The organism is Zobellella endophytica (assembly GCF_003012775.1).
Lineage (GTDB): Bacteria > Pseudomonadota > Gammaproteobacteria > Enterobacterales > Aeromonadaceae > Oceanimonas > Oceanimonas endophytica.
In genome coordinates this window covers 692,569-704,908 of the sequence record NZ_PXYG01000002.1, presented here as the reverse complement: position 1 = coordinate 704,908, position 12,340 = coordinate 692,569, and the positions used below count along the sequence as shown (strand labels likewise).

Here is a 12,340-nt window from a genome sequence, read left to right as displayed (position 1 = left end):
CTTATTATGATGGGGAGTGGCGCTGCACTCCGGGAATCAGCTGAGAGAGGAAGGAGCCGGAGGGGCCCTGATATGCAGGGCGCCGAGGAAACGAAGCGAATCCTGTGCGACCCGGGCTGCCGGCCAGTGGCCGGTGGGAGGGGGTTCCTGTCCCCGGCCGGTGAACGGTAGGGCGGGATCCGGCTCGTCACCACCGGCGGCGGCCTCGGTATGCAGGCTCGGCTGGCCGGGCTGCTGGCCGGTGATGCTGGCATGGGCGTCGGCCAGCGGTGCCAGCTGCTGGCCATAGGCCACGGCGGTGTCTGTGGTGGACAACAGGCTTAGGTACAGCAGCAGGGTAAAACGGCACAGCCAACGCATGGATACCACGTTTAACAATCTGGTAACGAAGGGCCCATGATGAGATGGCGGATAACAAAATGCAAGGGAATAAGGAGGCGCGGCGACAGGGGTCGACAGTGACGGTGCGAGAAGCTGTTGGGAAAAAAGAAAGAAGAATAAATACAGGAAGATATTATCGATTCAACAATCGTGGTGCGAAGGGGGGGACTTGAACCCCCACGTCCATAGGACACTAACACCTGAAGCTAGCGCGTCTACCAATTCCGCCACCCTCGCATACCTGATTGTCCGGCTGTTTTAGATGAGCCACCATCCTGATGGTGAGTATATTACCAAACTGCATGGAGTCTGGTGCGAAAGGGGGGACTTGAACCCCCACGTCCATAGGACACTAACACCTGAAGCTAGCGCGTCTACCAATTCCGCCACCCTCGCATACTCAACTTGTCCGGCTGTTTTAGATGAGGCCGTCATCTGCTTAGCGTTACTTACAAAGTAACTTGGTGCGAAGGGGGGGACTTGAACCCCCACGTCCATAGGACACTAACACCTGAAGCTAGCGCGTCTACCAATTCCGCCACCCTCGCACTGTGCTAAGGACTGCGAATTCTATAGATTTTTTATCGGTCGTCAATACGCAGTTTCCGGGAAAATTTAAAAAAAACCGGCGTTCAACACCGGTTTGTCAAAAAATCGGCAATTTGTGCAAAAACTCAACGAGTGGCCCGGTAGATCTTGAACTTGCCGGTCGCGGCCAGGGTTTCGCAATGGCCAAAATTCCGTTCGATCAATTCCGGATAGGGCAGGAAAGCGTTGGCCACCAGAATAAGAGATCCCCCCGGCCGCAGGTAATCGGCCGCCTGGGTCAGCAGGGTTTCGGTGGTGTGATAGAAAGTCTTCAGGCCGGCGTGGAAGGGCGGGTTGGTCACGATGTGGTTGAATTTGCCGGTTACCTGGGCCAGCCCGTCGGAGGCATAGACCTTGGCGTGCAGCCGGTTTTCTGCCAGCGTCAACCGGCTGGCTTCCAGCGCCAGGGCATTGATGTCGATAAGTTCCAGCTCCAGTCCAGGGTGGCGTTTGAGCAGGCTGGCGCCGATCACGCCCGCGCCGCAGCCGAAGTCGAGCACCCGGCCGTGCAGGCTCGTCACTGTATCCAGCAGCAGCCGGGAGCCGCTGTCCAGGTGCTCGGCGCTGAACACCCCGGGCAGCGAGCAGATCTGCAGGCCTTCCTCTGTCAACGGGTAGCGGCGTACCCAGTCGGCCGGCTGGAAGGCGGGGGCAGGCCGGCTCAGTTCGGCCTGGTACAGGCTGGCCCGGCGGGCACTGTCGAGCTTGTTGACCTGGTCACAGTAGGGCGCCAGCAGCTTGGGGGCGGCCTTGACCCCACCCTTGTTGTCGCCGGCAATAAAGATCCGGGCGCCGGGGGCGAGCAGGGGCAGGCAGGCGGCCAGCAGGTATTCGGCTTCCGCCTTGGCCTTGGGCATCAGCAGCAGCAGGGCCTCCACCAGCCGCTGCCGGGGGCGGTGTCCAAACTCCGCTTCCGGATAGCCGTGCTGCTGCAACCATTGAAAATAGCGAAAATCGGTGGTGAACACGGCCGGGGCCGGCCCCTGCTCTGCCAGCATCCGGGGCAGGCTGTCTTCTAGCTGGCCACAGATAAGCAGTTTCTGCCGGCAAAGGGGATCAAAATTACGGGTCAGCATCTCGCCGACCGGAGTCAAGGCCTCAAACATTTCGGGCTCCGCAGTGTATCAAAGCAATTGGGCATTATACATGCCACCGCGGCCCTTGACATTTGTCGGTCATTAGCAAAAGATGCTGTTCAAGGTCTTTTTAGGTGCAAGTCATGATTTTTACCATTAAACGCAAACCGGCCAACCCGCTTAAACGAAAAGCGGCTGCCCCTATTGCGTGACCGACGCCTGATCCTCATCAAGACGAGAAGTTCTCAAACCCCGGTTACGCAGCAGCAGCCGGGGTTTTTTAATCCAAAATCTTTAATCCTCTAGCCAGGAGAAGGAGTTTCCATGTTTCGCGGTTCTTTAGTTGCCCTGCTTACCCCCTTTGACGGTGATCGTCTCGACGAGGCGGCCCTGCGCCGCATGGTTGAGTGGCACATCGAGGAGGGTACTCACGGCATTGTGCCGGTGGGCACCACCGGGGAAAGTCCGACTCTGAGCCATGATGAGCACTGCCGCGTGATTGAAATCGTGGTCGAGCAGGCGGCGGGCAGAGTGCCGGTGATCGCCGGGGCCGGCTCCAACAACCCGGTGGAAGCCATCGAATACAGCAACTACGCCCAGCAGGTGGGCGCCGACGCCACCCTGCATGTGGCCGGCTATTACAACAGGCCCAATCAGGACGGCCTGTACGCGCACTTCAAGATGCTGCACGATGCGACCGAGCTGCCCATCATCGTCTATAATATCCCGCCCCGGGCCGTGGTGGATATTTCCCCGGCCACCATGGCGCGCATCGCGGCGCTGCCGCGTATCGCCGGGGTGAAGGATGCCACCGGCGACCTGGCCCGGCCCTGGGCCGAGCGTCAGCTGATCAAGAAGTCCTTCGCCTGGCTGTCCGGAGAGGACGGCACCGCGGTGTCCTACAACGTGGCCGGCGGTCAGGGCTGCATTTCGGTCACCGCCAACGTAGCGCCCCGCCTGTGTGCCCAGCTGCAGGAACTGACCCTGGCCGGCAAATGGGAAGAAGCCCGCGCACTGCAGGACAGGCTGCTGCCGTTGCACCAGGCGATGTTCGCCGAGCCCAACCCCGCCTGCCCCAAATACGGGTTGTCGCTGCTGGGGCTGGCCAGCGAAGACTGCCGCATCCCGGTGGTGCCGCTGCAGGACGGCACCAAGGCGCGGATTCGCCAGGTGATGGAAGAACTGGAACTGATTTAACCCCGATGGCCGCGCAAGCGGCCATATTATTTGGAACAGAGCATGAATCCGGAACAATTTGACGGTTTGATTTTTGATCTCGACGGTACCCTGGTGGATACCATGCCCCTGCACCTGGCTTCCTGGGAGCTGGCCTCGCGGGAGTTCGGCTTTGTCTACGACGCCGACTGGCTCTACGCGCTGGGGGGGGTGCCCAGCCGCAAGATCGTGGACATCATCAACCGGGAGCAGGGGATTTCCCTGGATGGCGAGCGGGTGGTGCAGGTCAAAAACGATCATTACCAGACGCTGCTGCCCCAGGCCCGACCGTTTCCCGCCATGCTGGCCCTGCTCGAACAGCATCGCGGCCGGCCCATGGCCATCGGCACCGGGTCGTCCCGGGTTAATGCCGAGCGGGTGCTGGCCAATACCGGCCTGAAGGCGTTTTTTCCGGTGGTGATCACCGCCGATGACGTCGAGCAGCACAAACCCGGCCCCGAGACCTATCTGCGGGCAGCGGACGGGCTGGGCATCAGCCCCGAGCGCTGTCTGGTATTCGAGGATACGCCCATCGGCCGGCAGGCGGCGACGGCGGCCGGCATGGCCTGTGTAATGGTGGTGGAGGGTCAGCCCGAGCTGGGCTGACCTCTGCCGACAGGGAGTGGCCTAGGACTGTTCATCCTGGCCATCGTCATGATGGCCGTGATTATCCTGATGACCGTGATGATCCTGATGGCCGTGGTGATCGTGGTGGTTTTCGTAGCGCGGGCGACGGGGCTTGTTGATGATCACCCCGGTGCGCGGCGGTCGGCGGGTGGCCGGCGAAATGGTGGATATCTTGGCTTTGTAAATCAGCTGCTGCTGACCGCGCGGGTCCGACAGCAGGATACTGTATTGGTCAAAGGCACTGATCATCCCTTCCAGCTTGATGCCATTGGTGAGGAAGATGGCGCAATGAGTCTGATTCTTGCGCAACCAGTTCAGTGCCGCATCCTGTCCGTTACCCAATGAAAAGGCTTGTTGCAGCGATTGGGGATTAGATGATTGGGCAGTCATGTAGGCAGTCCTGTTTGTAATTTTTCAACCTTGATTGTGCTTAATGAATGCCCAGCTTGTCAAAGCAAAGCTCACATTAATCCAACAACTCATAAGGAGTCGAGGTGGCAGCGCCTGCCAGGCAGACTCGTACTATCATACTGGCCTGTCTTATCGTCAGCATGGGACAGCTCAGCGTAGGGTTGCTGTTTCCCGTGTTGCCGGCCATCAGCATCGCCCTGGCGGAAGAGCCGGAACGGGTGCAATGGCTGATCTCCGCCTATCTGTTTGCCTTCGGTCCGGTACAGCTGCTGTACGGCCCGCTGAGCGATGCCCGCGGTCGCCGCCCGGTGCTGCTGGCGGGGCTGACCCTGGCCCTGCTGGGCGTCGGGCTCTGTCTGTTGCCCGGGGTGTCCTTCGAGTGGTTGCTGATCGGGCGGCTGTTACAGGGGCTCGGCGCCGGCTGCGGCGCCGTGGTGTCTCGCGCCATGCTGCGCGACAGCTTCGAGGGGCCGGCGCTGCGTAACGCGCTTTCCTATGTGGCGATGGCGGCGGCGTTTACGCCGATCATGGCCCCGGCTCTGGGCGGTCTGATCGGCCACCACCTGGGATGGTACAACGTCTTCGCCGCCATGCTGCTCTATCTGCTGACCCTGTGGCTGCTGCTGCTGGCCGGGTTCGAGGAAACCCACAACGGTAAGCGTCGCCCCATGCGCCTGACAACCATCGTCGCCAACTACCGCCAACTGCTGGGGCAGCGGCACTTTCTCGGTCATGGTGGCATGCTGTGGGGCCAGTTTTCGTTGATGATGCTGGCCATTTCGGTACTGCCTTATGTGATGCAGCAGCAGATCGGCATGAGTGCGGCGGAGTACGGCCGCTGGGCGCTGATCCCGGCGCTGGGGCTGTTGCTGGGCGGTATCGTCAACAACCGCATTCAGCACCGGGTCAGTGCCGGGCAGGTGCTGCGGCTGAGCCCCCTGATCCAGATGGCCGCCGGTGTCTGGGTGATGCTGGCGCCCCTGCGGCCGGGCTGGATGATCGCCGGCATCTTTCTGCAGGCGCTGGGCAACGGCATGGCCTTTCCCAATGCCATGAGCCGGCTGCTGGAGCCGTACCGGGACTTGGCCGGGGCGGCGGCGGCCTTGTCCGGCGCCCTGCAGATGCTCTGCGCCAGCCTGTTGTCGGCCGGGCTGGTGCTGTATGGCGTGGATACCGCCTTCAGCCTCGGCCTGTGCATACTGCTGGGCGCCCTGGGCCTCAAGCTGCTGTCTTGGTGCGCCATCGGCCGCTTTTAGGCATCCGCATCGGCCAGGGCTCGTTGTTCCCGGGGCAGCCGGGTCAGGGCCAGCAAGGCCATCAGGGCCAGCACCAGTATGGTCGACGCGCAGGCCTCGCCGGGGCTCAGCGGCAGCCGGGAAGCGAGATAGGAAGCGCCGGCCGCGCCGGCCATCTGCAGGCAACCGAGCAGGGCGGCGGCCCGGCCGGCCCGGTCGGCGAAGGGCGCCATGGCCGACGCCGCCGCCGCGCCCAATACCAGCGAAAACCCCACCGAACACCATGCCACCGGCAGCATGAAGGCCCATACCCCCGGCGCCGCCTGCATCCACAGCATCATGGCGCCGCCGCCGCCCAGCAGGCACAGGGCACCGGCTCTGACCACCCTGTGCCGCCCCAGCCGCTTGCTCAGGCGGGGAGCGGAAAAGCTGGCCGCCATCACCACCAGGGCATTGGCGCTGAATGCCAGGGCGAATTGGGCCTCGTTCAGCCCGAGCTGATCCATCAGGATCAGCGGCGCAAAGGTCACGTAGGTCAGGATGGCCCCCATGGCGGCGATGCAGGTCAGCACATAGATCCGGAAGGCCCGGTGCCGCCATACCGCCAGGTAGGCATCGGGCGACAAGATAGCCTGGCGACGGGTATGGCCCGGCCGGGTTTCCCGCAGGCGGCTCATCACCGGCAGCAGGGCCAGGGCGGCAAACAGGGCGAGAAAGAAAAAATTGGCCTGCCAGCCGAAGCGCAGGGTGAGCCAGGCGCCCAGTACCGGGGCCAGCGCCGGGGCCAGGCAGAGGGCGCCGTTGAGATAGGAATAGGCCCGGGCACTGTCGGCGGCGTTGAGCTTGTCGCGTACTACCGCAAAGGCCACCACCGAGGTGCCGCAGGCGCCCAGCCCCTGGATCAGGCGGCCCAGCAGCAGCTGCGGCAGGCTATCGGACATGGCGGCCACTAGTGCCCCGATAAAGAACAGGGTGATGGCGCCGAGGGCCACCGGACGACGGCCCAGGTTATCCACCAGGGGGCCGAATACCAGTTGCCCCAGGCCGACCGCCAGCATGAATACCGACAGGCTGAGTTGGATATCGGCGGCACCGACCGCCAGCGCCTGTGCCATCTGCGGCATGGCCGGCAGGTAGATATCGATGCCCATGGGACCGAACAGGATCAGGGGGAGCAGCAGCAACACCAGGCTGATAACGGGATTTTTGGCCATTGAGTCTGTCCTTTCGGGAAAAGGCGGAATTATAACCAGAAAGTCAGAAAAATGGCAGAGCGGGAAAAGGGAAATAAAAAAGCCGCGCCCGGAGGCACGGCTTAGGAATTCTTGGCGAGGTAGTCTCTTACAGAGGAACTACGTTCTCGGCTTGAGGACCTTTCTGGCCTTGAGCTACAGTGAACTGTACGGCTTGGCCTTCAGCCAGAGTTTTGAAACCCTGAGTCTGGATGGCGCTGAAGTGTACGAACACGTCAGGACCTTGTTCTTGCTCGATGAAACCGAATCCTTTGGACTCATTGAAGAACTTTACTTTACCTTTAACGATATTAGACATACCTAAATCCTGTAAACAAACTTACATAAATAACTAGCTGTGAAAAATACCGGTTTAACTTATGAAATACAGGACGAGGTACTACTAGGAACTTCGTAAGCAAGAACATAAATATAGCCGTATCTTTCGAGCTGGGGTCACTCTAACCGGTTCCCTGATGGGGGTCAACAGGTATTTTCGGGCGTCGAGCGGCTTTCATCGAACTTTAACATAGAGAGCCGCCGCCCGGGGTTGAGCGGCTCCTGTTGCCTGCTCGCGGTATCATTCCGGCCCCCGTATGAATTAGGATAAGCGTGGTCTGAATTGAGGAGAAGCATCGAACATGTCCGAACTCTATTGTGTCGCCCGTTTCCGGGCTCAAGCCGGCAAGGCCGACGAACTGCAGCAGGCGCTGAAGTCCCTGATTGCCGACACCCACCGGGAAGCCGGCTGCCTGTTGTATCAGCTGACCGAGGAAGTGCCCTACGAGGGCGCCAACGGTGAGCCCTGGGATTGCGTGTTCGTCGAGCGGTGGGCCAGTCGCGAGGCGTTCGATGAACACTGTGCCCAGCCCTATATCAAGGAGTATTTCGAGCAGGTGTCCCCGGCCCTGGTGGCCGAGGCGGATGTGAGACTGTATCGTCCGCTGTGATTCAGCGGCGCACGACGAGATCGCCCCGGAACAGGACTTCCAGACGCAGGGTCAGGCCCCACTGGGGCTCGTAGTCCTGTTCCCGGGGAAAGTGCAGCTCGGGGATGACATCGAGGAAAAGCAGTTCCCGGTGCAGGTTGCGCCGGTAGTGGCTGAGCAGGTAATAGTCGTGCAGCCGCGGGTCTGACGCGCTCTGCCCCACGGCCACGACGGCATAGCGGATGACGCTGCGGCGGCCGAGGATCTGGTTGAGCTCCACGGCCTCGGAATATTCGAGGGTGTCCACCGTTTCCTGCCATTGCACATTGGTGACAAAGCGCAGGTGGCGGTGTTCATCCAGCGGCCGGCCCAGATCCCATTTGCTGCGCACCGAGTAGCCGTCTTCGTTGAACCAGGAAGCCCGGTTGTAGGACGCCAGCTGCCAGGGGCTCTCGTCCAGTTGCCACAGGCGTTCACCGGTGATCCTGGCATAGGGATCCAGGGGCAGGCGGAATTTGACCCCGGCCCCGACGCCGACATCCCATTCCCTGGTTTTGTCTCCTCTCCCCAGGCGGCTGAGGCCGATCACCGTACTGCCGGTACCGCGCTGATCGGTACGCAACCGGTTCGAACCCTGTTCGGCCAGGGTGCCCTGGGACTCTTCGGGATCGCTTTCGATGATCAGCCGCAGCCGTTCCTTGGTAGTGGGCAGGTCGAGCCGGAAGCGTACCGCGCTCTCGGCGGAGAAGTTCTCGGTATCGTTCCATTCCAGCTCCTGGCTCAGGCGCAGGTAGGAGCCGTTTTCCACATGCAGGCTGTCGTCGGTGCCGAAAAAGCCATCGATGTTGCGGGAAGTATTGCTCACCCAGTGGGACACGGCATCGTGCATCGGGGTCATTTTATCCACCGCCCAGCGGGGTAGATCCGTGTCATCATCGTGCTGGGCTTGCGCCAGGCCCGCAAAGATGGCCAGCGTGGCCGCGAGGTAGCTCGTTCTCATGGCATGGTTCCTTTGCCTTTTGAGGTTAAGACTATGTTTTTCGGTACGGTAACGCCATCCTCGGCGGGAATAATTGCGACGAATGATGCCGTGGTCACGTCCGGCAATCCGCTTGGCCGGAGGCCGCTTCCAGGATCATATAGCGGCCCTTGCCCGCATTCTTGGCCCTGTACATGGCGTTGTCCGCCAGGGATAGCCAGTCTTCGAGGAGGCGCTCACCGTTACAGGGCAGCACCGCCCCCAGGCTGGCGGAGACCGTTACCCGGCTTTTTGATACCAGGCTGATTGGCTGCCTTATCTCGTCGCTCAGCCGCTGCAGGGTATGCTCCGTCATGTCGCGGCTGCGCAGTCCCTGCAACACGATGACGAACTCGTCGCCTCCCAGCCGTGCCAGGGTATCGGTGGCCCTCAGGCTGCGCTGCATCCGCCGGGCCAGGCAGGCCAGGACCTGATCTCCCGCCTGATGCCCAAGGCTGTCGTTCACTTCCTTGAAGCCGTCCAGATCGAGCAGGCAGATGGCGGTAAAGCTGCCCTGGCGGCGGTCGTTGACAAAGGCCTGGCTGACCCGGTCGGTCAGCAACATACGATTGGGCAGGCCGGTGAACTGGTCATAGTAGGCCAGTTCATCCAGTTCCTTCTGGCGATGCAGCAGTTGCCGGTTGGCACTGGCCAGGGCACGGGCGTCCCGCAAGGAGCGAGCCACGAAGGCGACCAGCAGGGCGGTGAGCAGCAGCAGGGAAAGCAGCAGCCACAGCGGTTGCCGGCTGGCATGGGCGGAGAGGAAATGGGTGGACGGCCACAGCTCCAGTTGCCACTGGCGCCCCGGCAGTTCCAGCAGGAAGCTGACCCTGTCATTGGAGGTGGCTGGGGGCGGCTCCTGCCTGGGATAAATCGGCACCGCTTGTTCGCCGGAAATATCCAGCAGGCGCAACTGGCTGTTGAGCTGGTCATCATCGATCAGCGCCTGCAGCAGCAGCTCCGGCCTGAGCATCAGGATCACCAGCCCCTGCAGGGCCTGCCGGTATTGTGCCGGTGTGGTCGGCGGCGCCGGTTGCGTGGTATAGATCGGCTGATAGATGGCCATGGCGAGGGGACCTTCCGGATCCTGGATGATCCGGAACGGGGGACTGCTGGCCTGCTGTCCCTGGCTGGCAGCCCGCTGCACCGCCTCCCGGGTATCAGGGCGCTGCAGGGCATCCAGGCCAATCAGCACCTGATTGATTTCCCGGGGTTCGGCAAAGAGGATGGGAAAATACTCGGGGCGATCGGGGGAGGGGAACATGTGATCGGCGCCGGGTGTGATGTCGAAGATCCCGATGGGAGCCAGCCCCTGGGCAGCCAACTGGCCCTCCTGCTCGGCACGGTCGGGTGCCACGATCCTGGGCGCCCAGTGCACCGTGATGATCTCCGGGTGATTTTCCAGCACGGACAGGACGAAGCGGCGGTATTCTTCCCGGGTCAGTAGCTCCGAGGCGATGAACATTCCCCTGAATGCATCGAGCAACTCCTTGGAATTATCGATTAGCTGTTGGGCCCTCAGCGCCTGAATCTGGGCCAGCCGTTCGAACTCCTTCTGGCGGAGCTGGCCGTTGAATGCCACTCCCTGATAATAGGCGGCGATGGACAGACAAATTCCCAGTACGGCAATCGATACCAGGATCAGCCGGTGGTAGCGGCCATAACCGAGGGGACTGTTCAAGATCGGTGACTCGCCCGCATAGTCGCGTTTTGCAAGACGTTATCACTACCAATATTTTTGCCGGCTCGCAAGCGCGCCGGAAGGCTTATCTGATGTGAAAAAATGAATTCTCTTTCACATCAGATAGATAGTTTCGGGGTGAAAAACGGCTAAATCAATGTTTGGTGTCAAGTGGATTTTTTTTGGCCGGCGGTAACAAAACGGAGGCCGTCCGGGCTTCTTACCACCCGGTTTCGCCCCTGCTTCTTGGCTTCATAAAGGGCCATATCGGCGATCTTGAGCGCCAGCTTCAGGTTCTCGATGTCCGGCGGACAATGGGTGATGCCAAGAGAAATGGTGATCCGGCCGACGTCGGGTATGGCCTGACTTTCGGTGCAGGCCCGTAGGCGCTCCGCTATCTGCACGGCGATGTCCAGGCTGCCGTCTGGCAGCAGTATCATGAATTCCTCGCCGCCGCTGCGGCACAGCAGATCGGTTTCCCGCGAATTGTCACGCATCAACCGGGCCAGGCTCTTGATCACCCGGTCGCCGACATCGTGGCCGTGGTTGTCGTTGATGGCCTTGAAGTGATCGATATCCAGTGCAATGATCGAGAAAGGCTGCTGCTTCTCCCGATATTTTTCCAGCGAGACCTGCATTCCCCTGTGATTGAGCAGGCCGGTCATGGAATCGGTCAGGCTGTCGATGTTGAGCTGGCTTATCTTCTCGTGCAGCAACCCTATGCCCCTGAGCAGGGCCCGCTTCAGTTTGGCGGCCTCGTAATACCAGGAATGGATTCCGGTGATGTGGTGGTGCACTTCATCTGAATCCATGCGGTGGGCGTTGCTGGCCAGTTGCCAGAGCGGTTTGGAGATCAGTGCCGCGAAAAACCAGATAAGCGGCAGGGTCACCAGGGTAAAGAGCAGGGCCCGGATGAAAATGGCGAGCATCTTGTCATCCAGCTCGGCCAGGGTGGCGGCGGTAGGGCGCTGGGCCACCACGCCCCACCCCGCGGCCGGCACCGGCGCATAACCGGCCAGCATATCGACCCCCTGGCTGTTCACCAGCCGTTGCACCCCCGCCTTGCCCTGGATAACAGCCTCGATGACCGGGTTGTCATTGACCACTTCGCCCACCCGCTCGGGAGTCAGGTGGCAGATCAGGTGCCGGTCGCTGTCGACCACATAAAGGTAGGAGCCGTCGTTATAGTAGTGCTCGCCCAGCAGTGCGTTGAGGATATTCTTTTCCCTCAGGTAGAGAGCGCCGCCGACATAGCCGAGGTAGCGGTTATCGGCCGAAAATATCGGGTAGGACAGGGAGACCACCAGATTGTTGCTGGCCGAAAGATAGGGCAGGGTGATCAGCGGGCACCGTTCCTGCAGGGCTTGTCTGGCGCCCGGGCTGTCGAGGCGGGCGCCTTTCAGCCGCAGCGAATCCGGGGAGGCGGCCAGCACCTGCCCATAACGGTTGACGATGACCGCGGAGTTGAAGCTGTCGGTCTGCCGGTACAACCTTTCGGCCTCGGCCTGCAAGGTGGCCGCATCATCCACATGGCCTGCCATCAGGCCGGCGCTGTAGGACAACTGTTGCTTGGCCGAATCGAAAAACTGCCCGGCGCTGTCCGCCAGCTTGGCGGCATACACCCGGTTGGACTCCAGGGTGTTGTGGATCAACAATTCATGCTGTATCCGGTAGCTGGCGTATAAAGATATTGGCCTGTGTCAGCAGGGCACTGAAAATGGCCAGGAGTAAAATCAGCCGTCTCAGGTCAAGACGAAACAGGAACGCCAGTGATTTCATTGCAGAATATCCGTCAGTCCGGGGTCGATACGCAGAGGACAATACCGCTTATTTTGCCCGACATCCGTTAACAGTTTGGCAGTTTTTTGCAATGTGGCCCAAGTGGAGCCAGTGTTTGGCCCTTGGATGTAAGGATTCGAACGGCGTGATCGAGGTACAAACCGCGGT

General features: G+C 61.1%; 13 protein-coding genes and 3 tRNA genes. 4 read left to right on the top strand and 12 right to left on the bottom strand.

Annotation, left to right across the window (positions count from 1 at the left end; translation table 11 throughout):
- Positions 1 to 36: 36 nt before the first annotated feature.
- From C7H85_RS08525 to rsmC, 5 genes are all read right to left on the bottom strand, one after another.
- Positions 37 to 360, bottom strand: coding sequence for a hypothetical protein (locus C7H85_RS08525; RefSeq protein WP_106729261.1), 324 nt, complete (start codon positions 358 to 360; stop codon positions 37 to 39).
- 172 nt (positions 361 to 532) lie between these two features.
- Positions 533 to 618: transfer RNA gene (locus C7H85_RS08520), tRNA-Leu, on the bottom strand.
- 73 nt (positions 619 to 691) lie between these two features.
- Positions 692 to 777 (bottom strand) — tRNA-Leu (locus C7H85_RS08515).
- Between the two features lie 66 nt (positions 778 to 843).
- Positions 844 to 929: transfer RNA gene (locus C7H85_RS08510), tRNA-Leu, on the bottom strand.
- 126 nt (positions 930 to 1,055) lie between these two features.
- Entirely contained in the window at positions 1,056 to 2,075 is a 1,020-nt protein-coding gene (rsmC, locus tag C7H85_RS08505) for a 16S rRNA (guanine(1207)-N(2))-methyltransferase RsmC (protein WP_106729260.1), read from the bottom strand.
- A gap of 294 nt (positions 2,076 to 2,369) precedes the next feature.
- Between rsmC and dapA the strand changes: the two genes are divergently transcribed.
- Both dapA and C7H85_RS08495 read left to right on the top strand, forming a co-directional pair.
- Positions 2,370 to 3,242, top strand: coding sequence for a 4-hydroxy-tetrahydrodipicolinate synthase (gene dapA, locus C7H85_RS08500; RefSeq protein WP_106729259.1), 873 nt, complete (start codon positions 2,370 to 2,372; stop codon positions 3,240 to 3,242).
- A gap of 42 nt (positions 3,243 to 3,284) precedes the next feature.
- Positions 3,285 to 3,866, top strand: a complete 582-nt coding sequence (locus C7H85_RS08495; RefSeq protein WP_106729258.1) for an HAD family hydrolase — start codon at positions 3,285 to 3,287, stop codon at positions 3,864 to 3,866.
- Between the two features lie 21 nt (positions 3,867 to 3,887).
- Here the strand turns inward: C7H85_RS08495 and hfq are convergent, their stop codons facing one another.
- Entirely contained in the window at positions 3,888 to 4,277 is a 390-nt protein-coding gene (hfq, locus tag C7H85_RS08490; RefSeq protein WP_106729257.1) for an RNA chaperone Hfq, read from the bottom strand.
- A 104-nt stretch (positions 4,278 to 4,381) separates the two neighbouring features.
- Here hfq and C7H85_RS08485 point away from each other — a divergent pair, with 104 nt between their 5' ends.
- Positions 4,382 to 5,554, top strand: coding sequence for an MFS transporter (locus C7H85_RS08485; protein WP_245879603.1), 1,173 nt, complete (start codon positions 4,382 to 4,384; stop codon positions 5,552 to 5,554).
- Here the strand turns inward: C7H85_RS08485 and C7H85_RS08480 are convergent.
- Both C7H85_RS08480 and C7H85_RS08475 read right to left on the bottom strand, forming a co-directional pair.
- Positions 5,551 to 6,747 carry a multidrug effflux MFS transporter gene (locus C7H85_RS08480; RefSeq protein WP_106729255.1) on the bottom strand — a complete coding sequence of 399 codons (1,197 nt, stop codon included), beginning with the start codon at positions 6,745 to 6,747 and terminating at the stop codon, positions 5,551 to 5,553. The two genes, C7H85_RS08485 and C7H85_RS08480, sit on opposite strands and share 4 nt — an antisense overlap.
- Positions 6,748 to 6,874: 127 nt before the next feature.
- Positions 6,875 to 7,084, bottom strand: coding sequence for a cold-shock protein (locus C7H85_RS08475; RefSeq protein WP_106454005.1), 210 nt, complete (start codon positions 7,082 to 7,084; stop codon positions 6,875 to 6,877).
- A 322-nt stretch (positions 7,085 to 7,406) separates the two neighbouring features.
- Here C7H85_RS08475 and C7H85_RS08470 point away from each other — a divergent pair, with 322 nt between their 5' ends.
- Entirely contained in the window at positions 7,407 to 7,715 is a 309-nt protein-coding gene (locus tag C7H85_RS08470) for a putative quinol monooxygenase (protein ID WP_106729254.1), read from the top strand.
- A gap of 1 nt (position 7,716) precedes the next feature.
- On the opposite strand, the gene C7H85_RS08465 is transcribed toward C7H85_RS08470, so the two are convergent.
- From C7H85_RS08465 to C7H85_RS20250, 4 genes are all read right to left on the bottom strand, one after another.
- Positions 7,717 to 8,694 carry a hypothetical protein gene (locus C7H85_RS08465; protein WP_106729253.1) on the bottom strand — a complete coding sequence of 326 codons (978 nt, stop codon included), beginning with the start codon at positions 8,692 to 8,694 and terminating at the stop codon, positions 7,717 to 7,719.
- A gap of 94 nt (positions 8,695 to 8,788) precedes the next feature.
- Entirely contained in the window at positions 8,789 to 10,393 is a 1,605-nt protein-coding gene (locus C7H85_RS08460; protein WP_106729252.1) for a diguanylate cyclase domain-containing protein, read from the bottom strand.
- A gap of 167 nt (positions 10,394 to 10,560) precedes the next feature.
- Positions 10,561 to 12,045, bottom strand: a complete 1,485-nt coding sequence (locus C7H85_RS08455; protein WP_245879602.1) for a sensor domain-containing diguanylate cyclase — start codon at positions 12,043 to 12,045, stop codon at positions 10,561 to 10,563.
- A gap of 4 nt (positions 12,046 to 12,049) precedes the next feature.
- Positions 12,050 to 12,172 (bottom strand): hypothetical protein, encoded by a 123-nt coding sequence (locus C7H85_RS20250; RefSeq protein ID WP_281257595.1) that lies wholly within the window; start codon positions 12,170 to 12,172, stop codon positions 12,050 to 12,052.
- Positions 12,173 to 12,340: the final 168 nt, after the last annotated feature.

Coding starts and splice junctions, on each gene's coding strand:
- C7H85_RS08470 (WP_106729254.1), top strand. CDS start 7,407: ATGTCCGAACTCTATTGTGTCGCCCGTTTCCGGGCTCAAGCCGGCAAG.
- C7H85_RS08475 (WP_106454005.1), bottom strand. CDS start 7,084: ATGTCTAATATCGTTAAAGGTAAAGTAAAGTTCTTCAATGAGTCCAAA.
- C7H85_RS08480 (WP_106729255.1), bottom strand. CDS start 6,747: ATGGCCAAAAATCCCGTTATCAGCCTGGTGTTGCTGCTGCTCCCCCTG.
- C7H85_RS08525 (WP_106729261.1), bottom strand. CDS start 360: ATGCGTTGGCTGTGCCGTTTTACCCTGCTGCTGTACCTAAGCCTGTTG.
- dapA (WP_106729259.1), top strand. CDS start 2,370: ATGTTTCGCGGTTCTTTAGTTGCCCTGCTTACCCCCTTTGACGGTGAT.
- C7H85_RS20250 (WP_281257595.1), bottom strand. CDS start 12,172: ATGAAATCACTGGCGTTCCTGTTTCGTCTTGACCTGAGACGGCTGATT.
- C7H85_RS08465 (WP_106729253.1), bottom strand. CDS start 8,694: ATGAGAACGAGCTACCTCGCGGCCACGCTGGCCATCTTTGCGGGCCTG.
- rsmC (WP_106729260.1), bottom strand. CDS start 2,075: ATGTTTGAGGCCTTGACTCCGGTCGGCGAGATGCTGACCCGTAATTTT.
- C7H85_RS08495 (WP_106729258.1), top strand. CDS start 3,285: ATGAATCCGGAACAATTTGACGGTTTGATTTTTGATCTCGACGGTACC.
- hfq (WP_106729257.1), bottom strand. CDS start 4,277: ATGACTGCCCAATCATCTAATCCCCAATCGCTGCAACAAGCCTTTTCA.